This window comes from Natronorubrum aibiense (assembly GCF_009392895.1).
Lineage (GTDB): Archaea > Halobacteriota > Halobacteria > Halobacteriales > Natrialbaceae > Natronorubrum > Natronorubrum aibiense.
Window position 1 is genome coordinate 376949 of the sequence record NZ_CP045488.1, and the last position, 18699, is coordinate 395647.

Annotated in this window: 18 protein-coding genes and 2 pseudogenes; 16 read left to right on the top strand and 4 right to left on the bottom strand. The window is 63.4% G+C overall.

Annotated elements, in window-relative coordinates; translation table 11 throughout:
- Window positions 1-98 precede the first annotated feature (98 nt).
- Window positions 99-1766, bottom strand: coding sequence for a bacterio-opsin activator domain-containing protein (locus GCU68_RS01905; protein WP_152938780.1), 1668 nt, complete (start codon window positions 1764-1766; stop codon window positions 99-101).
- Between the two features lie 343 nt (window positions 1767-2109).
- Between GCU68_RS01905 and GCU68_RS01910 the strand changes: the two genes are divergently transcribed.
- From GCU68_RS01910 to GCU68_RS01935, 7 genes are all read left to right on the top strand, one after another.
- Window positions 2110-2628: an HTH domain-containing protein gene (locus GCU68_RS01910; protein ID WP_193565063.1), complete on the top strand. Its 519-nt coding sequence runs from the start codon at window positions 2110-2112 to the stop codon at window positions 2626-2628.
- Between the two features lie 159 nt (window positions 2629-2787).
- Window positions 2788-2949 (top strand): hypothetical protein, encoded by a 162-nt coding sequence (locus GCU68_RS21180; protein WP_168927062.1) that lies wholly within the window; start codon window positions 2788-2790, stop codon window positions 2947-2949.
- Window positions 2950-3000: 51 nt separating this feature from the next.
- Entirely contained in the window at window positions 3001-3420 is a 420-nt protein-coding gene (gene msrB, locus GCU68_RS01915; RefSeq protein WP_152938782.1) for a peptide-methionine (R)-S-oxide reductase MsrB, read from the top strand.
- Window positions 3421-3491: 71 nt separating this feature from the next.
- Window positions 3492-3698: a DUF2196 domain-containing protein gene (locus GCU68_RS01920; RefSeq protein WP_152938783.1), complete on the top strand. Its 207-nt coding sequence runs from the start codon at window positions 3492-3494 to the stop codon at window positions 3696-3698.
- Between the two features lie 107 nt (window positions 3699-3805).
- Window positions 3806-4663, top strand: a complete 858-nt coding sequence (locus GCU68_RS01925) for a YihY/virulence factor BrkB family protein (protein ID WP_152938784.1) — start codon at window positions 3806-3808, stop codon at window positions 4661-4663.
- Between the two features lie 89 nt (window positions 4664-4752).
- Entirely contained in the window at window positions 4753-7659 is a 2907-nt protein-coding gene (locus GCU68_RS01930) for a bacterio-opsin activator domain-containing protein (RefSeq protein ID WP_152938785.1), read from the top strand.
- A 101-nt stretch (window positions 7660-7760) separates the two neighbouring features.
- A complete protein-coding gene (locus GCU68_RS01935; protein ID WP_152938786.1) occupies window positions 7761-7901 on the top strand; it encodes a rubrerythrin-like domain-containing protein in 141 nt (46 codons plus the stop codon).
- A gap of 23 nt (window positions 7902-7924) precedes the next feature.
- Here the strand turns inward: GCU68_RS01935 and GCU68_RS01940 are convergent, their stop codons facing one another.
- On the bottom strand, window positions 7925-8554 hold the full coding sequence (locus tag GCU68_RS01940; RefSeq protein ID WP_152938787.1) for a phosphoribosyltransferase: 630 nt from the start codon (window positions 8552-8554) through the stop codon (window positions 7925-7927).
- 157 nt (window positions 8555-8711) lie between these two features.
- On the opposite strand from GCU68_RS01940, the pseudogene GCU68_RS01945 reads away from it, so the two are divergent.
- From GCU68_RS01945 to GCU68_RS01955, 3 genes and pseudogenes are all read left to right on the top strand, one after another.
- A pseudogene (locus GCU68_RS01945) lies at window positions 8712-9463 on the top strand (NAD(P)H-hydrate dehydratase).
- A gap of 75 nt (window positions 9464-9538) precedes the next feature.
- Entirely contained in the window at window positions 9539-10207 is a 669-nt protein-coding gene (locus GCU68_RS01950) for a class I SAM-dependent methyltransferase (protein WP_152938788.1), read from the top strand.
- A gap of 113 nt (window positions 10208-10320) precedes the next feature.
- A complete protein-coding gene (locus GCU68_RS01955; protein WP_152938789.1) occupies window positions 10321-10599 on the top strand; it encodes a hypothetical protein in 279 nt (92 codons plus the stop codon).
- A 111-nt stretch (window positions 10600-10710) separates the two neighbouring features.
- Here GCU68_RS01955 and GCU68_RS01960 read toward each other — a convergent pair whose 3' ends face one another.
- Complete coding sequence (locus GCU68_RS01960) at window positions 10711-11547, bottom strand: lipoate--protein ligase family protein (protein ID WP_152938790.1); 837 nt, start codon at window positions 11545-11547, stop codon at window positions 10711-10713.
- Between the two features lie 426 nt (window positions 11548-11973).
- Between GCU68_RS01960 and GCU68_RS01965 the strand changes: the two genes are divergently transcribed.
- The 6 genes and pseudogenes from GCU68_RS01965 (at window position 11974) to GCU68_RS01990 (ending at window position 17979) form a co-directional block, all read left to right on the top strand.
- Window positions 11974-13587 carry a long-chain-fatty-acid--CoA ligase gene (locus GCU68_RS01965; protein WP_152938791.1) on the top strand — a complete coding sequence of 538 codons (1614 nt, stop codon included), beginning with the start codon at window positions 11974-11976 and terminating at the stop codon, window positions 13585-13587.
- Between the two features lie 569 nt (window positions 13588-14156).
- Window positions 14157-15068 (top strand): serine/threonine-protein kinase RIO2, encoded by a 912-nt coding sequence (locus GCU68_RS01970; protein WP_152938792.1) that lies wholly within the window; start codon window positions 14157-14159, stop codon window positions 15066-15068.
- A gap of 448 nt (window positions 15069-15516) precedes the next feature.
- Window positions 15517-16050 carry a hypothetical protein gene (locus GCU68_RS01975; RefSeq protein ID WP_152938793.1) on the top strand — a complete coding sequence of 178 codons (534 nt, stop codon included), beginning with the start codon at window positions 15517-15519 and terminating at the stop codon, window positions 16048-16050.
- 214 nt (window positions 16051-16264) lie between these two features.
- A complete protein-coding gene (locus GCU68_RS01980; RefSeq protein WP_152938794.1) occupies window positions 16265-16855 on the top strand; it encodes a 50S ribosomal protein L15e in 591 nt (196 codons plus the stop codon).
- A gap of 143 nt (window positions 16856-16998) precedes the next feature.
- Window positions 16999-17433 carry a universal stress protein gene (locus GCU68_RS01985; RefSeq protein WP_152938795.1) on the top strand — a complete coding sequence of 145 codons (435 nt, stop codon included), beginning with the start codon at window positions 16999-17001 and terminating at the stop codon, window positions 17431-17433.
- A 116-nt stretch (window positions 17434-17549) separates the two neighbouring features.
- Window positions 17550-17979: pseudogene (locus GCU68_RS01990) on the top strand (arsenate-mycothiol transferase ArsC).
- A 77-nt stretch (window positions 17980-18056) separates the two neighbouring features.
- Here the strand turns inward: GCU68_RS01990 and glmS are convergent.
- On the bottom strand, window positions 18057-18506 hold the full coding sequence (gene glmS / locus GCU68_RS01995; protein WP_152938796.1) for a methylaspartate mutase subunit S: 450 nt from the start codon (window positions 18504-18506) through the stop codon (window positions 18057-18059).
- Between the last annotated feature and the right edge of the window lie 193 nt (window positions 18507-18699).

An 18699-nucleotide genomic window follows, 5' to 3' on the forward strand; every position in this document is an offset into this window, starting at 1 on the left:
CACCAGCGAACAGGTAACGCGAAATGAAGGTTCGATCGGCAGCCAACGGAGTCGATAGCCGTCGTCCGCGCCGGTCGCGGATAGCGGCTGTCGACAGATTACCGATCGGTCGGCGAATCCGCCCAGTCGTCGAACAGTTCGTCGAGAAGTTTTCGCTGTGCCGTCCGGAGATGCTGGTGGAACGTCGATCGGGAGATGTCCATCGACTGCGCGAGATCCTCGCCCGAGACGTTGCGCGGCCATTCGAAGTAATCCGCGTAGTAGGCCGTCCGCAGCGCCGTGAGTTGGCGCTCAGTCAGTGACGACTCGAGACGGCCCAGCAGGTCCTGTGGCGTCTGTGTCGGCTGATCCGTCTCGTGGTAGCTGATCAGTTCGACCGTGTCGTAGCGCTGCTCGAGCAGGTCGTACGCAGAGCGGGCGGACTGGCCGTTCGGGAGATCGACGGTGAGATCGGCGACCGATCGGCCGGTCGCCGTCGGACGCGCCTCAGTGCCGTCCGCGGGGCTGGTGTCGAACCGCCGGATCGACGCGCCGTGTTCGGCCAGCGCGGCGACGATGCTGTCGCGAACGCCGACTTCGAGCAGGGTCCCCGCGTCGTGGGTCGACAGGATCGTCACGTCAGTGATGCCGTCGATCTCGTCCGCCGAGGGAGAGGTCTCGATCCTGCGATCGGCGTGGAAGAACGCGATCGGGGCTCCGTCTTTGCCGTAGGTCAGTCCTCGGTAGGTGATCGTCGCCTCGAGTTCGTCGGCAAGCGCCGTTACGAACAGCGACGGATCGTCGATCGCGACCTCGAGTTCGATGACGGTGTCGGCCGCCAGCATGTGTCGCGTCTCGATCGCGTTCATCGCGGTCGCGATCGTGTCGGCGAGCGACTCGAGGACGAGTCGTTCCTGGTCAGCGAATGCGTTCGCTTCGTCGGCGAAGAGGACGAGCACGCCGTAGGTTACGTCGCCGTAGACGAGCGGGAGTGCGGCGACCGACTGGAACATGTCAGTCGCCCCGACGGGCCACCAGCGGTCGGCGTCGTCGAACGTCTCGAGGTCCTGCAGTACTTGTGGGTCACCCGTCTCGAGCGCCCGAACGGCGGGGTGGGTAGCGTCCGACTCGAGGATGAGAGCGCCGTCCTCGAGGGGCACCTCACCCTGACTGACCCACTCGCGCGGTGAGAGTCGGTTGTTCGTGACGTCGGCCCGGCCGATCCACGCGAGGACGTAGGGGTCGGTGTCAGTGAGACACGCACACACCTGCCGTTCGATCTCGTCGCGCGTCGTCGCGCCGACGACGGCGTCAGTAACGTCCCGTAGCAAGCCGTTGATGCGCTCAAGGACGTGCTCGAGCGTCTGATGTTCCTCGCGGAGTTCCGCGGTGGTCTCCTCGACGGCGAGTTCCGCCAGTTTTCGGTCGGTGATCTCGAGGTGGGCGACCGAGATGCGGACGTCGCCGTCGACGGTAAACCGGTTGGCTCGCATCAGGAACCACTGCTTCCGGTCGGGTGTATGACAGGGGTACTCCATCGAGAACGTCTCCTGCTCGCCGTCGATGATGGCCTCGAGGCCATCGATGGCGCGTCTGGCGTGTTCGTCGTCGTCCATCGCGGCGGTCGCGATGTAGTCGACGCCGAGATGGTCGGTCTGGTGGTCGTCCGAGCCGAACTCACGCCACGCCTGATTCGTCAGCAGGATCTCGCCGTCGGTATCGATGACGGCAACGGTGAGCGGCAGCGTCTCGAGGGTCGCCTCGGCGAGTTCGTGCCGGTGATCCATTGGGTGCAATTTTGCGCTTGAGCCTCATAACGAAATCGGGCTGACTCGGCGGTCAGACACGGTGAACGGTCACGGTCATCGACCTGCAGGCGACGGAGTCGTCGCCACCTCAGAGCGCCGCACACCGACCCCATGGCTCATCGGCGCCGGGTCCCGTTCCGTCGAGACGTCTACCGAGAGCACGAGATTCGCCACAAGCGGGCCGACCCGATAGGTCCGTGAAAATGATAGCTTCGCCAATACTTTTGTACGAATCCGTAGACACCCTCGAAAGAGATCAGGCGTGTCAGAACACACCACTACCCCAAAGACGGTCGAGTTGTGGATCCGCTCGTTCACCCCGATGAAGGCAGGTCCAACCCAGAAACGCGCCCTCGAGTGCCTCGACGACCTCAAGTCGAGCGCACCGGTCGAGTCGATCGAGGTCGGCGTCTGGGGCAAGGAAGTCGAACGAACGAACCGGACGACGCGGATTCCACAGCTCGAGCGGATCGAAACGCGACTCGAGGCGTTCGAGTCGTGGGCGGCGCGAACGAGTCGATCCCTCGAGCCGTTCTTTCGGAACACCAGCATCGAATCGACAATTACGGGCGAACACTACGATGTGTGGCGACTCCCGACGATCGCGCTCGCGGAGTTCGGTGCAGACGACGAACTCCTCCACGTGGCACCCTGTCGCAACGGCAACGAGACGGTCGACGTCTTCGATCGGATCGACACACTCGTCGACGACGACACGGACGCGACGCTGCCCGGCGACGAGGAGAACCGGACCACCGAGGTGATTGTCGACCGGCCGAACGATTGCACGAACCGGTACGGCAGCGGGCGTATCGATCCACCGCCATTTCGGTCCGACTGACGGGGGTGGGAAGACGAGGCCGTCATCGAGAGTGGGGTAGCTCGTGACGGTCCAGTCGCCTCGAGTCCGAGACGCACTCGGCGACGAATCAGTCACTTGCTGTGAGTATCACGGTTGACGTGAACAATTACTATGAGTGCTCCTACCATACTCGAGCGTATGGTAAGCAAATCAGTCAGCGTCGGCAAGTCCCGGTGTCGGAACTGTGGGTTCGAAGCCCCCGGCGGCGATGATACATGGCGACGGATCGAAGTCCCGAAACTGGGACGAATGACGCAGTGTCCGGAGTGTGAGAGCACGGATATCATCACGAGTCGCTGACGGTCCCGTGGCGCAGACAGACTCTTGGGTGTCTCGACGCTAGTCTGTCGTATGGGACACGAAACGAACGATCGTGGGTCCGCCGACACCCAGCCGACGACCGACAGCGAGTGGCGAGCCGAACTGAGCGACGAGGAGTACCGCATTCTGCGCGAGGCAGGAACGGAGCCACCGTTTAGCGGCGAGTTCGTCGACCACAAAGCCGACGGGAGCTACGTCTGTGCCGGCTGCGGTGCCGAACTGTTCGACTCCGAGACGAAGTTCGAATCCGGCTGTGGCTGGCCCAGTTTTTACGACACTGACGACGAGCGCATCGAAACCCGGCTCGACACGAGCAACGGGATGCGCCGGACCGAGGTCCTGTGTGCGAACTGTGGCGGCCACCTCGGGCACGTCTTCGACGACGGCCCCGAGCCGACCGGCAAGCGCTACTGCATCAACTCGGTGGCGCTCGATTTCGACGGGGAGTAACTCGGTCAGTACACGGGGACATCGAGACTGCAAGCACTATCGTTTTCGACGCGACTGCCCCACCGTCGCCCATGTCCAACGAACGACCAACAGCCGAGGAGTTACGACAGGGGATCACCGTCGAGATTATTCAGGACGATCAGGACGTCCAGTCGACGGATCGGGAGCCAATCGTCGGCGAAATCGGCACGGTCTACGAGGACACCCCCGACGGGCCGAAAGTCGAACTGAAAACCGGCGTCGTCGGTCACGTGCAGTCGGTCGTCCACGACAAGTAACGGTCGTCGATTCCGCCGCTTTGGGCGACTGTCGGCCGAGCGACGCCCCACCGTCGCCGTCCGTCTGCCGGCGCAAGCGATTTCCAGACCGTCGTCGATATCTGGACATGGTCGACTCGAGTCCGCGCTCGCTCGTCCACGATGTCGCTGCCGTTGCTCGGGAGCGCCAGATCAGTATCGCGTCGGCGGGGCTCGCCTATCACGCGTTCAACACCCTCGTCCTACTCGGGATTCTCGCGCTCGTCGCCGTCACGCTCGTCGATTCGCTCGAACCGCTGGTGGCCGCGCTCGAGACGGCGATCGGGCTCGAGGGAATCGTGACCGGCGGTGGACTCGAGGGAGTCGTCGGAACCGGTGTCGATCGGACGCGGGCCGCGGTTCTCGCGGTATCCATCCTGCTGTGGAGTGCAGTGCGGCTGTTTCAGGCAGTCAACAGCGCGTTTACCGACGTCTACGGCTCTCGGAAAGACCAATCGTACGTGAACACAGCTGTAACGGTTACGCTGGTCACCGCGTTCAACGTTGTCCTTGTGACGGCGACGGTCGCGGTCGGCGTCGGGTTGGTCAGCGTCGTCGGGATCAGTCTCTCGCTGTTCGGCGGCGGGTTCCGGGCAACGACCGTCGGTGCCGTCGCGCTCGTCGGCCTGTTGATGGCCGTCTTCTTCCCGATGTACTACCTCTTTCCCGAACCCGACGTCTCGGTCGGCGAAATCGTCCCGGGAACGGCGTTTGCTGCCCTCACGTGGGCCGTCCTCGCTGGCGGCTTTCGGCTCTACGTCACGACCGCCGAGAGCGTCGCGCTCTTTGGCATCGCCGGCGCCGTCCTGTTGATCCTGACGTGGGTCTATCTCGGCGGGTTCTGTCTCCTGCTCGGAGCCGTTCTGAACGCCGTCCTCGCAGGGCGCGTCGATCCCGAAGACGGGTGGGTCCCGAGACGCGGTGGCAGATCCGATGAACCGACGTGAACCGGTCGATTACCGAACCCGTCGGCGAACGGTCCGTGGGAGGAGAGAAACCGATGGATTCTATCACGATCGACTGGTAGTGATCACGAATGGTTTCTGTACGGACTGTCGACGACGCTCGGCTCCTCGTCGTCACCCCAGACGGCGACGGTGGCCTACTCGAGGCAGGGCCCCCGCGTCCGAGTGTTCTCGAGCGCGACTCGGGAGCCGAACTACACACGGTCTCGAGCGCCGGCGCGGCGCTCGAGGCCCTCGAGGCACACCCGATCGACTGTCTCCTGACGCCACAGCGACTGCCGGACGCGAGCGGCCTCGACCTCCTCGAGCGGGTTCGAAAGCGCGATCCGGACTGTCCGGTCGTCCTCACGCCGGCGGCTGGCGATGAAGGGCTCGCGAGCGACGCGATTGCAGCAGGAGTCACGGAGTACGTCCCCGCGGACCGACGCGATTCGGATCTCGTCCCAGCACTCGAGCGAGCGATCGACACGGGACGGGGCCAACGAGAACAGCGAGCGCAGTCGCGACAGTTCAGTGCGATTTTCGACGACCCAGAGACGTACTCGTGGGTGCTGGACCCGGACGGACGCGTTCGCCGCGCCAACAAGAGCGCGCTCGAGGCAGCCGTCGCGACCGGCGCCGACGTTCGCGGGCGGCCGTTCGCCGACCTCCCGTGGTGGTGTGACATCGAGGAAGGCCGGGACGTAATCGAGACAGCGATCGACCGGGCGGCAGCCGGCGAGCTCGTCCACCGAGAGGTGACGCGAGCGCGGGCGACCGACGAAGGAAGCGACGGAGCCGATTCGCGCACGCTCGAGGTGACGATCCGCCCGGTCCGCGACGAGTCGGGAACGGTCGCCTCGTTGCTCGTCCGAGCGATCGACGTCACCGAGCGGGTCCAACTCGAGCGAGACCTGCGCGAGTCGGAGGAACTCCACCGGGTGACGCTTAACAACATGACCGACACCGTCCTCATCACGAACGACGCGGGCGAGTTTACCTACGTCTGCCCGAACGTCCACTTCATCTTCGGCTACACCGACGCGGAGATCCACGAGATGGGGACGATCGACGAACTCCTCGGGTCGAACCTGTTCGACCGCGAGGCGCTCGCGGACGAGGGCGTGTTGACCAACATCGAGTGTACGGCGACCGACAGGGCTGGCGGTGAACACACGCTGTTGGTCAACGTCCGCGAAGTCTCGATTCAGGACGGCACGACCCTCTATAGCTGCCGGGACGTGACGAAACGTAAACACCGAGAGGAGGCGCTGACGGCACTGCACCGAACCACGCGACAACTGCTCTACGCCGAAACCGACCGCGAAATCGCTGATATCGTGGTCGAAGACGCGCCCGACATCCTCGACCTCGAGGCGAGTGGCGTGTTCCTGTTCGATACCGACGAGAACGTGCTTCGGCCGGCCGCCGCCTCGCCGGGACTGAAACGGCTCCACGGGCCGCTCTCGGAGCAACGAGCGACAGCCGACAGCATTGCGGGCGGCGTCTTCGTCGAGGGCCAGTCTCGCTTTTTCGAGGATATCCACGACGCGGACGTGCTCTCGGATCCGACGACCGATATCAGAAGCGGCGGGTTCGTACCGCTCGGTGATCACGGTGTCTTCGTCGTCGGCTCGTCGACGGCCGACGCGTTCGACGACGTCGCTCGAGAACTGACCGATCTGGTGGCGACGACGGCCGAGGCGGCGCTGGATCGGGTCGAACGCGAGCGGACGCTACGCGAACGCGACCGGGAACTCAAACGGCGAAACCGAGAGCTGACGCGACTCAACCAGATCAACGAGATCATCCGCGAGATCGACGCCGCACTGGTGCAAGCGGAGACTCGCGAAGAGATCGAAGCGGCCGTCTGCGAACGGCTCACCTCCGACGAGCGGTTCTCGTTCGCGTGGATCGGCGCTGCGGACGTGACGGACGAACGGCTCGTGCCGAGCGCACACGACGGGACGGGACGCGGCCAGGACTACCTCGACAGCGTCTCGCTTTCGCTTGCGGACGGCCGCGAGCCCGCAGTACGTACGGCAGCAACTCGCGAGGTGACCGTCGTCTCGAACGTCGCCAAAGGGCTCCGTGACGAGCCGTGGCGCTCCGACGCGCTTTCACGGGAGTACCAGTCGATCACGAGCGTCCCGCTGGCCTACGACGAGTTCACCTACGGCGTCGTGACCGTCTACGCCGACGAACCCGACGCGTTCGACGAGGTGACACGGACCGTCCTCGCGGAACTCGGCGAGACGATCGCCTCTGCGATCGCCGCCGTCGAACGCAAGCAGGCGCTGTTGACCGACTCCAGAACGCGCCTCGAGTTCGACGTCTTCGACGATAGCTTCGTGTTTTCCCGCCTCGCCCGGGCGACGGGCTGTATCCTGTCGTTCGACGGCGGCGTCCGTCTCCACGAAGACGGCGCTGCGGTGTTCGCGACGGTCGAAAACGCCGACCCGGATGCCATCGTCGACGCGGCTGCGGAACTCATCGCCGTCGAGCGCGCACAGGTGATCAGCGGCGGTGAAAACGGCGAGGACGGCGGGAGCGGGACGGTCCTGCTCGAGCTGTCGTCGCCGTTTCTGGCCCTGCAACTCGCGGATCACGGTGTCGTATTACACAGCGTCGAGGCCACGCCGGACCGGACGCGAATCGTCGTCGACGTGCCACGGACCGTCGACGCCAGAGCGAGCATCGACGTCGTCTCGATCGCCTTCTCTGACGTCGACTTGCAGGCAAAACGCAGCGTCGACCGAACGACTGCCCGCGACCTGCGGGCCGAACTGCTCGAGCGACTCACCGACCGGCAACTCGAGGTCGTCCAACTGGCCTACTACGGTGGCTACTTCGAGTCGCCGCGGGCGCGCTCGGGCGAAGACGTCGCCGAGAAGCTCGAGATCTCGCCGGCCGCGTTCTACCGCCACATCCGGACCGTGCAGCGAAAGCTGTTTACGATCCTCTTCGAGGAACTCGACATTCCGGCAAGGCCTGCATAAGTGGTTGAATAGTGAACAGCCGCAGATCGCCGACGCTAGTTATCTTACGAACACGTATATCCTAATATCCCTATTATTCCTAAATCGAAGTCCCAGCCCCCATGAAAGACGTCAAACTCAACCCGACGGAGGAGTCGACCTACGAGTGCTTTGATTGCGGCACGGTCGTCCGTGCAACGGCCCCGGAACGGTGTCCGAACTGCGGCGCCGACATGCGAAACCGACAGACACCGATCGAATAATCGAACCGCTGTCCTACGCCCGGCTACGAATCCTCCTGTAGATACGCGATCGCTTCGTCGTCGCTTACCTGCCCGAACGTTCGATAGAACTGGCCGACGGCACGGAACGACTGCGGCGTCTCAAGGGCGATCACCTCGTCCGCTTCGGCCTCGAGGTCGTCGACGCTCCGGGGCGAGGCGACCGGCACCGCGAGCGCGACGAAAGTGGCGTCGGCGTCTCGCACCTGCCGGAGACAGGCTCTCGCCGTCGCGCCGGTCGCGACGCCGTCGTCGACGACCACCACGCGCTGACCCTCGAGCGAGGGGAGGTCCGCCCCGTCGCGGTACCGACTCGCCTTCTCGCGTGCGTTTTCGGCTTCGTTCGTGCGGACCTCCTCGAGGTACGCTTCGGAGATGCCGAGTCGAGCGATGAGATCGTCGTTGTACCAGACGCTGCCATCGCTCGCGACGGCGCCAATCGCCAGTTCGGGGTTGCCCGGCGCGCCCATCTTTCTGGCGACGACGACGTCGAGGTCGGCGTCCAGCGCGTCGGCGACTGGACGGGCAACGGGTAAGGCGCCGCGGGGAATGCCGAGGACGAGCTCGGCCTCGAGGCCGCGGCGCTCGAGGTGGGCCGCGAGCTGTTCGCCGGCGTCGGTTCGATCGTCGAACATAGGCGGGTACGGACTACGACGACCACGTACTATTCGTTACGGTGCCGTCGAACCGGTGACAGATCCGTCGGCGATCGCCCATTCTCGAGTTGGCACTCGTTCGACGACTGGAACACTCCTGCCGAACGGCTACCCGTCGTCGTTCGGGAACAGTGGTATGGATCGCCTGCAACGAACGCTTCCGAATCGGTCCGAAGACCGCGGGACCGACAACGGTCGCATCGGTATCGTCGCTGGGTCCATCGAGTATCCCAATCAACCCGCACTCGTTGGCCGTGCGGCGCTTCGGACCGGCTCGGACCACGTCCGAACGCTCGTCGCTGACCCGATTTACGAAATCGTCGCGAGTCACGAACCGAACCTCCTCGTGGACCGCTACGCGGGCGAACAGTTCGAGAACGGTGCGGTAGAGCGCACGCGCTCGTGATCGGACCCGGCCTCGTCGACGCCGATCCCATTGCCATCCGAGACGCAATCGATGCCGTCGAGATTCCGACCGTCGTCGACGCGCTGGCGATCGAACCCGCACTCGAGGCCGACCTCTCGACCACGGTGCTCACGCCGAGCGGGACGGAAGACGGACCGATCCAGCGCGCCGCCGGCTCGCTCGAGGCGTTCTCCGAGGAGACGGGTGCGGTCATCGCGCTGACCGGTGACGTCGACAAAATCGTCGCTGACGGTGACCGAATCCACAACGAAACCGGGACGTCCGCGCTGACGGTCGCCGGGACGGGTGATACGCTGGCCGGCATCGTCGCGTCCCTGCTCGGACAGGGGCTGAATCGGCGCAAGGCGGCGGAGTTAGGTGCGTGGATCCTCGGCAAGAGCGGCGAGCTGGCGACAGCCGAGTACGGCCCGGGGGTCGTCGCAACCGACGTGATCGAACGGGTTCCAGACACGATTCGGTAACGGCCATCGACGTCGATACGGAGGCGACGCCCTCGGAGAAACGGTTACCCGTATCTCGCCCCACACTCGAGACAGATGTCCGACCAGAACGCGCAGTCGTCCCACGACCACGGCATCGCCCATCCCCTCTTCGCGACGCTGTACGACCGGCTCCCGCAGTCAGCCTTGCTTGCACCCCACCGGAACTATCTCGTCGACGACCTCTCGGGGCGCGTGCTCGAACTCGGCTGTGGGACCGGGGACATGTTCCCGTTCGTCGCCGACGCGACACCGACAGCGTTCGAGTATCACGCCATCGAGCCCGACCCGCACATGCGAACGCGGGCAGCACGCACCGCGGACGACGTCGGACTCGAGGTCGACCTCCGAGACGCCCGCGCCGAAGCGTTGCCCTACCCCGACGACAGTTTCGACGTCGTGCTCGCAAGCGTCGTCTTCTGTACGATTCAGGACCCCGACACAGCCCTCGAGGAAGTCGTGCGCGTCCTCAAACCGGGCGGCGAGTTCCGGTTTTTCGAGCACGTCCACGCCGACGGCTGGCGCGGGACCGGGCAGACGCTGCTCAACCCCGTCTGGGAGCGCGTCGCCGGCGGCTGTCAGCTCACCCGCGAAACGATTCCGCGGTTCGTTGGCCACGACGCCCTCGCCGTCGAGGAAGTCGATCGCCTCGAGTTCGGGCTCTTTCCCGCGACACCGTTCGTTCGGGGAACGGTACGCCGCCGTCGGAACGGCCTCCTCGAGTAACAGCCGTCGACGACTGACTCTAACCGCTTCTCATACGGACACTCGCGCGACCGCACATCCGACCCGGAGGCTGCAGGTAGAACCGTTTCCCGAGCGCCGCCACTACCGCGGGTATGTCCGAACCGGATCGAGAGCCGACCGAAACGCCGACAACCGACAAATCGGAGGCCAAGGCGGACACTAAGTCGATGGCCCGCAACTGGCTCGGGATCGCTGTCGTCTCGATACTGGCGTTGCTGGTGCTCACGCTCGGCATGTTGCAGTGGACCGGCCTCGTCGATGTCTTCGCACCGATCGCAGAAACGGAGGGCCAGCAGTGGGGCGCGTTCTTCGTCCTCGCGCTGGTCGTGATCGTCCTCGGTGGCTGGAGCTGGAAAGCGATCGTGAGCTAACCGACCCGGAAGCCTCCTTTTTCGCCCGCAACGCGAGTTCAAGCCGATCCACTCGGCGTCGACTGGCGAGGTGCTGCGATCTTGCACCGACACGTTGCGATTCGGCGATCGTTACGGCTCGCTTGCCTCGAGCACGTCTCGATTTCGAATCCACGCATCGGCTCCGAACTTCCGCTCGGCGAGGTCGCCGGCGGCCTCGAGTTCGTCGTCGCGCCAGTCGCCGTCGTCTGCGTCACACCACTCACCCAGTGCCGTTGTGAGCGTGTCGACGGCATCCTCGCGGTCAAGTCCCGTCTGGTCATGGATGCTCGTCACCCGATCAGTGAACGTCTCGGGCTCGAGGTCCGTCTCGAAGACGCCGACGTGACGCTCGGCCTCGAGGTCGTAGCTGATCGAACCGTGCTGGATGACGACGTCGCGCTGGCGGTACTGCGCGTTGCCGCTGATCTTCTGTGCGTTCTCGCCCGCGCTCGCGGGCGCGACGACGTCGTGAGCCGGGTTGATATCCCGCAGATAACAGGACGGGTGGTAGATCGCCGACTGCTCGACGGCGGCGAAGTCAGCGTCGATTCCCATGTCTCTGAGGCCCGCGAGCACCGGCTCGCAGAACAGTTCGTAACAGTCCATCAGATTGCCCGGAACTTCGTCCGCGGGAGCGACGATCGTATACGAGATGTCGGCGTACCGGTCGTGGTAAATCCCACCGCCGCCGGTCTGGCGACGCGTGACGTCGATGCCTTCCTGCTCACAGTACGTCCAGTCGACGGTGTCGGCGTCCTGTCGGTACCCGAGCGAGAGCGTGCTTGGCTCCCACGAGTAGACCCGAACCGTCCGCAGGTCGTCCTCGAGTGCCGTCTCGGCCGCGATTTCCTCGAGGGCCATCTGCGTCGGTCCATCGCGTGGCTCGTCCCGAATCAACCGCCACGAGCGGTCGGCGAGGTCGGTCATACTCGTTCGATCGCTTTCGACCGAGTTAGGGATTGCGGCGAGGAAACACGGCCTGTGATGGCGGCCGGACGAGCGACGATCCGGGACGAGCGAGGGAGACACGCTGTTCGGTCGGTGAATTGCAACCGGCGTGTCACGTGTCAGACAAAGGTACGAAATCCGAGATGCGGCCATCGATCGAGCGGATTCGACACGTCGACGCACTCCTCGAGTCCGAGCTAATCGACCGGTGAACACTCATCACAACTAGAGAGTGGTTGTTGGTAACACGTGTATGCCGTCGTCGTGTTTCCGCAGAATTGCCCCGTCGTTTCTTTGCTCCCGCACACCGAGGCGAACATCTTCGCCAGTTGCCGATTCATCTAGTATGGATGTCGATTATGAATCCATAAAGAATATTATAAACAATATTCAAGACTTGTCCATATGGAAGTCCCGCTCCTCGTGACCGATTTCCTTGACCGGGCGCGCAAGTACTACGGCGACGAAGAAGCGATCGTTGCGACGACAGGCGAACGATACACGTACGACGAGTTCGGCGACCGTGCCGACCGACTGTCCGCAGTGTTGCAAGAGCGGGGCATCGAGAAGGGTGACCGCGTGGCAGTGCTCGACCCCAACACGCACTATCACCTCGAGTCGGCCTACGGGATCATGCAACTCGGTGCCATCCACGCGCCGCTGAACTACCGGCTGACGCCCGACGACTACGAGTACATGCTCAACGACGCGGGCATCGACGCCATCATCGCCGACTACGAGTACGCCGAGAACATCGAGGCGATTCGCGACGACGTGCCCACGGAGACGTTCATCACGAACGACGCCGACGCCGTCGAGGGCGACTGGGAGGACTTCGACGAACTCATCGAGGACGCCGAACCCGACTACGAGCGTCCGGAGATGAGCGAAGACGACGTCATCACGATCAACTACACCTCGGGGACGACCGGCGACCCGAAAGGCGTCATGCGAACCCACCGCACCGAGTCGCTGCACGCCCAGCTCGTGACGATTCACCACGAGATCACCGACGACGACGTCTACCTGTGGACGCTCCCGATGTTCCACGTCAACGGCTGGGGGCACATCTACGCGATCACGGGCATGGGCGCGAAGCACGTCTGTACCCGCGGCGTCGATGCCGAGCAGATCTTCGCCGACATCGCCGAGGAGGACGTCTCGTTCCTCTGTTGTGCACCGACGGTGCTCAGCATGCTCGACGAGTACTACGAGGAACACGACGTTCCGCTCACGGGCGACAACCCAATGCGCGTCACCGCAGCCGGCGCGGCACCGCCTGAAAGCATCATCGAGACCGTCGAAGAGAAGTTCGGCTGGCACTTCCGCCAGCTCTACGGCGCAACCGAAACCGGCCCACTCATCGGCACCTCGGCGACTCGCCGCCTGATCGACGAGGACAGCGAGCGCCGCTTCGCGCTCAAAAAGCGCCAGGGCATCGCCCCGCTGGCGACCCAGGTGGAAGTCGTCGACGAGGACGGCAACGAGGTTCCGTGGGACAACGAGACGATCGGCGAGATCCTCGTCCGTGGCAACCAGGTCATGGAGGGCTACTGGGAGAAACCCGAGGAGACCGACGAAGCGTTCAACGACAAACGCGACGGCTGGTTCCACACCGGCGACCTGGCCGTCGTCAACGAAGACGGCATGATTGCCATCCAGGACCGCGAGAAGGACATCATCATCTCCGGCGGGGAAAACATCTCGAGCATCGAACTCGAGGACACGCTGTTCGACCACGACGCAGTCGCTGACGTGGCCGTCATCCCGTCCCCGAGCGAGAAGTGGGGCGAGACGCCGAAGGCGTTCGTCGTCCCCTCGAACGACGACCCCGAGAATCCGCCCGTCTCGCCGGACGAACTGACGGCCTTTACCCGCAACAAGCTCGCGGGCTACAAGGTCGTCCACCGCGTCGAGTTCGTCGACGAACTGCCGAAGACGGCGACCGGGAAGATCCAAAAGTACGAACTCCGCGAGCAGGAGTGGGACGAAGAAGAGAGCATGGTCGGCCAGGGATAACGCCGCACCCGAACGAGCCAGGCCGACCGCTTGGCCGGCCGTCGAATCGCCGCCATAGGTAACTGCCGTCCGTTTTTTACCGCGACCGTCGCCGTGTCGCTCGAGTGTGTCCCACGGCGCAAGTGACTGGAAACGCGTCCGATAGCCGATAGACGACGCGGACACCCGTGCATATCGAATGCCACTGAGATGGAGTGCTGGCGTCACTGCCGATCACCGACCCTGCCGCCCGTGCTCGGGACCGCAGACACTCACGCAGGACGATCGCGTGAACTCTCTGGTAACGCGACGGGTCAACCCCTCTCGATTGACCCGAGATGATCGGTACGTGCTCGCGTTCAGCGACAGCCCAACAGAGAGCCACCTATTCGGAAGCCACCGGTTTTTGATATCGCAGTATGAGATTTATTCCAGAGCAGTACCGGCGCGCGAGTGTCGACACACAGCGCCGACAGCCCTGCATCCGGACAAACCGAGACGGATACGCGCGAGAACCGTATCACAACTCGACATCAACCCACCAGCGGCGGGGTCACGACGTTTTTACGTATCCACCAGCTATCACGCCTATGGTGCGGAACGTCGCCGGATTACTTCCGGAACTCGAGGCCGAAGACTTCTATCTCCTTTCAGGGGTCGAACAGGGGATGCGCTTTTCGGAGTGGGTCCAGCGGGAGAAACTCCCGAAGTTCTCCGGCCTGACCGAAGAGGAGGTCGACTACCGACTCGAGCGCTGTCTCAAGCGCGGGTTAGTCGAAAAGAAAACGATCCAGTACGAAGGGTACACTCTCCAGTTCGAGGGGTACGACGTCCTCGCGTTGCGATCGCTCGTCGAGCGGGACACGATCAGCGAGTTCGGCTCGCCGCTTGGCGTCGGCAAAGAGAGCGACGTCTACGAAGTCCGCTCGTACAAGCCGTTCGCTCTGAAGTACCACCGCGAGGGGTATACGAACTTCCGGGAAGTCCACAAGGAACGCGACTATACGTCGGACAACGAGCACGTCTCCTGGATGTACACTGCCCGGAAAGCCGCCGAACGAGAGTACGACATCCTCGAGACGCTGTATCCGGACGTCTCGGTCCCGCGGCCGATCGACCAGAACCGCCACGCGATCGTCATGGAGAAGATGGACGGCGTCGAACTCTCACGGACGAGACTCACCAACGATCAGGTGCTCGGCGTGCTCGACTTGCTCGTCGACGAGGTCGCGCTCGCCTACGCGAACGGCTACGTCCACGCGGACATGAGCGAGTACAACGTCTTCGTCAACGAGGCGGGCGTAAAGATTTTTGACTGGCCACAGGCGATTCCGACCGACCACGAGAACGCAACCGAGTTCCTCCGGCGTGATCTGACGAATATTCTGGGGTATTTCCGTCGGAAGTACCCCCAGCACGTTCCCGAGGACATCGACACCGACGAACTGGCGGCGGCGATCGAAACCGACTCGTTCGACAGCGTCCTGGACGCCCGTCCGTGACAGTTCCCCCGACTGAGGTCGCGACAGTTCTCTCGTCGGAGCGTGTCGGTGGTGACTGGTTGCGATACTGAATCGATTCACACTCGCGACGTATCGTGCGATTAAGTGTGCAATGACGATCAGTGGCCACTACAGCTCCCGGTTTTGCGAGCCTCGGTGTCCAACGAACGACTCCGCGGCCGATTCGATCCGATCAAACGCTCGAGAGCGGCCAGTACGGGTACAGAGCAGGTAGTCGCGCCATCTCGTGTCGATCGCGACCCGGTCGGTCGATCCGCAGTACATTCTATAGTGCTATATGAAATAGCGAAGTAGTGGGGATGCAGGCGAATGTTCGACGCAGGCGAGGTGTTGACCGCTCGAGTGGACAGTGATGTTCGTTCGACCGTACTGTCTCCCTCGCCGACGGATGGTGGGTTTCATTCTGTTCGGGACCGTAGCAAATACTATGGGAGATAATACCACACACGAACTCGACAGCGTCGGGGTCTGGGGTGGTGGCTTCACCGGCGGACTGGTCGGCGGCATCGCCATGGGACTGGTCCTACACCTCGGTGCGAACCAGATCGAACTGCTCGGTGGTCTCGTCCCCGGCAGCGAAACGGCGCTCGCCGCCGGCTGGACGTTTCACCTGATCATCAGCGTCCTGTTCGGGCTGTTGTTTGCAGCGCTCGCCTCGAGGGATGTGGTTCAGGAACTGGTCGAGACGTTCACCGACTACGTGATCGTCGGTCTGGCGTTCGGGGCGCTCCTCGGGCTCTTTGCCGGCGGCGTGTTGTTCCCGGTGGCGATGGCAGGCGCCGGCGTAGAGACGTTGCCGCTTCCGTTCTTGCCGCTTCCCGGTATGGCAGGCGAGTTAGTCAGTGCGCTGTTGTTCGCGCTCGGCCACCTCGTCTACGGGCTGGTTCTCGGGGCTGTCTTCGCGGCGATCAACGGCGTGACGCCGGCGGCTGTCGAGCGACGGGTGCCGCTCGAGCGGTAGGCCTCACGCGCACAGCACTCGAGTTGTTTTGACAGTCGGTCCGGGAGTTCGAAGGCCTTATACTCGAGAGTTGGATAGATGGTCGTAGACTCGCTGGGTCGCGGGCGTCAGCGGGCACCTGCGCAGCACGTCTCTGTGCTACAGGTCGGGATGTGATCCGCGGGGCATGGCCCCGGTCAGGATTGAACCAAGAAACGCCCGCGGGTGAACATCAATGGCAAAAAGCTTCTACTCCCATATCAAGGACGCATGGAAGGACCCCGACGACGGCAAGCTCGGGGAACTGCAGTGGCAGCGAAAACAGGAATGGCGCAAGCAGGGTGCGATCGAACGCATCGAGCGACCCACCCGCCTCGACAAAGCACGCGAACTCGGCTACAAAGCCAAACAGGGCATCGTCGTGACCCGCGTATCGGTCCGCAAAGGGACCGCCCGGAAGGAGCGCTTTACGGCCGGTCGCCGAACGAAGCGCCAGGGTGTCAACCGCATCGGGCGGCGCAAGAACATCCAGCGCATCGGTGAGGAGCGCGTCTCCCGAAAGTACCCTAACCTGCGGGTGCTCAACAGCTACTGGGTCGGTGAAGACGGCTCGCAGAAGTGGTTCGAAGTGATCCTCGTCGATCCGAACCACCCCGCAATCGAGAACGACGACGACCTGAACTGGATCTGTGACAGCGCACACCAGAACCGCGCGTTCCGCGGTCTGACCAACGCCGGTAAAGCCAACCGCGGACTCAACAACCGCGGCAAAGGTGCCGAGAAGGTCCGGCCGTCTAACAACGGCGGTCAGGGTCGCGCGAAGTAACCCCGTTCGACTACCCAGATTCGTTTTTTCGACTCGAGTCCTCGAGCCGTGCGTACGTCGCGCTCGGCTTTTGACCCCCAGTCGATCAGACGGCCGCCCCAGCGGCCGGAGATTTATTTCATCCGCCGGTGTAGTCGGAAGACATGGTAGACCACGTTCTCGTCCCAGTGGACAACTCGGCGCAATCGATGAACGCACTCGAGTTCGCCTGTACGGAGTTCGCCGACGCCACGATCACGGCACTCCACGTCCTCGATCCCGGCGACTTCTACGGCGCGACGGGGATCGAAGGCGGGGCGATGGCGAACTACGAGGAGATCCAGAAACACCACGAGAATCGAGCCGAAGAACTCCTCGAGCAGGCGCGTACGCGGGCAGACGACTACGACGTCGAGATCGAGACAGACCACGTCATCGGCAGCATTTCACGTTCGATCGTCGACTACGCCGACGAACACGGGGTCGATCTGATCGCAATCGGGAGCCACGGTCGGACGGGTGCGAGTCGCATTCTCCTCGGCAGCGTCGCCGAGAAAGTGGCTCGGCGCTCTCCGGTACCGGTGACAATCGTTCGGTGAGCATCGCCACGATACTGCCGTGGCCGAACCGACGCGCTGTGTACGTACCTGCGTGTCCGTTTCTCACAGAGGACCACATACGAACGGTCAGGAGCGGATCGTCCCTCACAGCGTATATGACCGACGCCGACACGCAGGTCGCACTCGTCTGCGTGCAAAACGCCGGCCGAAGCCAGATGGCGACTGCCTACGCCGAACGCGAGCGCAACGCACCCGGGCTCACCGAAGACGTAGCGATTCACACCAGCGGGACACACCCTGCAGACGCCGTTCACGACGTCGTTCGTGAAGCAATGCGCGAAGACGGGATCGACATCTCCGACCGCAAACCCCAGACGATCGCTCCGGAGACCCTCGAGGCCTGTGACTACGTCGCGACGATGGGCTGTTCGACGCTCGACCTCGAGGCCGACACCGACGTCCGCGACTGGGAAGCTGCCGGACCCACACGGAGAAGACCTCGAGATGGTTCGAGAGATCCGCAGGGACGTGAAAACGCGGGTCGAGGCACTATTCGACGAAATCGAGTCGGCGCGAGCCGACTAGAGCGTGTCATACAAGCAATTCGAAAAAGGTACCGCGCGACCGCGTGTGGTTATGAAACTACGGGCTCGAGTCGCGGTTTAGGCCGAAACGGTGTGACTCTCCTGTTCGGACTCCGAGGAGCGCATGTCCAGATCGGCCCGAAGCGCTTCGATGGCGTCCTCAGGATCCGTTTCGGAGTCGAAGACTCGATCGAAGCCCATCTCCCGGAAGAATCTCCGGGTTTCCTCGAAGTCGTCCTGTCCGACGGCGAGGTTGCCGCCGATATAGGTCGTGACGTCCTCGAGACCGGCATCGATGATCTTCTGGTGGAAGCCCTCACAGTCCTGTTTCGCGTGACCGTAGAGGGAGGAAACGAGTACAGCCTCGGCGTCGTGAGCCGTTGCGGCGTCGACGAACTCTTCCTGGGAGCTCTGCACTCCGAGGTTGACAACGTCGAAGCCGGCTGCCTCAAACGCCTGTTCCAGGATGGTGATCCCGACGACGTGTGCGTCGGAGCCGATCACGCCGAGGATGACTGTCTTCGTCATGGTCGTACTACCACCAACAGCGAGGAGCACTATAAACCTAATGATTAATAATGTGGTAGTGTTTCACATGGTCTTTTATACAGAATGTCTCAGACCCGCACCAGTCGACGGGAGCGAGTTGTCGCCGACCGTCATACACACACCATCGCACGACGGCCGTACGATGAGCGTATCCCCATTTCAGCTGTTGCTA

Bases quoted from the DNA above. Each gene is read 5' to 3' on its own strand.
- GCU68_RS01905 (WP_152938780.1), bottom strand. From the start codon at position 1,766: ATGGATCACCGGCACGAACTCGCCGAGGCGACCCTCGAGACGCTGCCG.
- GCU68_RS01910 (WP_193565063.1), top strand. From the start codon at position 2,110: ATGAAGGCAGGTCCAACCCAGAAACGCGCCCTCGAGTGCCTCGACGAC.
- GCU68_RS21180 (WP_168927062.1), top strand. From the start codon at position 2,788: ATGGTAAGCAAATCAGTCAGCGTCGGCAAGTCCCGGTGTCGGAACTGT.
- msrB (WP_152938782.1), top strand. From the start codon at position 3,001: ATGGGACACGAAACGAACGATCGTGGGTCCGCCGACACCCAGCCGACG.
- GCU68_RS01920 (WP_152938783.1), top strand. From the start codon at position 3,492: ATGTCCAACGAACGACCAACAGCCGAGGAGTTACGACAGGGGATCACC.
- GCU68_RS01925 (WP_152938784.1), top strand. From the start codon at position 3,806: ATGGTCGACTCGAGTCCGCGCTCGCTCGTCCACGATGTCGCTGCCGTT.
- GCU68_RS01930 (WP_152938785.1), top strand. From the start codon at position 4,753: ATGGTTTCTGTACGGACTGTCGACGACGCTCGGCTCCTCGTCGTCACC.
- GCU68_RS01935 (WP_152938786.1), top strand. From the start codon at position 7,761: ATGAAAGACGTCAAACTCAACCCGACGGAGGAGTCGACCTACGAGTGC.
- GCU68_RS01940 (WP_152938787.1), bottom strand. From the start codon at position 8,554: ATGTTCGACGATCGAACCGACGCCGGCGAACAGCTCGCGGCCCACCTC.
- GCU68_RS01950 (WP_152938788.1), top strand. From the start codon at position 9,539: ATGTCCGACCAGAACGCGCAGTCGTCCCACGACCACGGCATCGCCCAT.
- GCU68_RS01955 (WP_152938789.1), top strand. From the start codon at position 10,321: ATGTCCGAACCGGATCGAGAGCCGACCGAAACGCCGACAACCGACAAA.
- GCU68_RS01960 (WP_152938790.1), bottom strand. From the start codon at position 11,547: ATGACCGACCTCGCCGACCGCTCGTGGCGGTTGATTCGGGACGAGCCA.
- GCU68_RS01965 (WP_152938791.1), top strand. From the start codon at position 11,974: ATGGAAGTCCCGCTCCTCGTGACCGATTTCCTTGACCGGGCGCGCAAG.
- GCU68_RS01970 (WP_152938792.1), top strand. From the start codon at position 14,157: ATGGTGCGGAACGTCGCCGGATTACTTCCGGAACTCGAGGCCGAAGAC.
- GCU68_RS01975 (WP_152938793.1), top strand. From the start codon at position 15,517: ATGGGAGATAATACCACACACGAACTCGACAGCGTCGGGGTCTGGGGT.
- GCU68_RS01980 (WP_152938794.1), top strand. From the start codon at position 16,265: ATGGCAAAAAGCTTCTACTCCCATATCAAGGACGCATGGAAGGACCCC.
- GCU68_RS01985 (WP_152938795.1), top strand. From the start codon at position 16,999: ATGGTAGACCACGTTCTCGTCCCAGTGGACAACTCGGCGCAATCGATG.
- glmS (WP_152938796.1), bottom strand. From the start codon at position 18,506: ATGACGAAGACAGTCATCCTCGGCGTGATCGGCTCCGACGCACACGTC.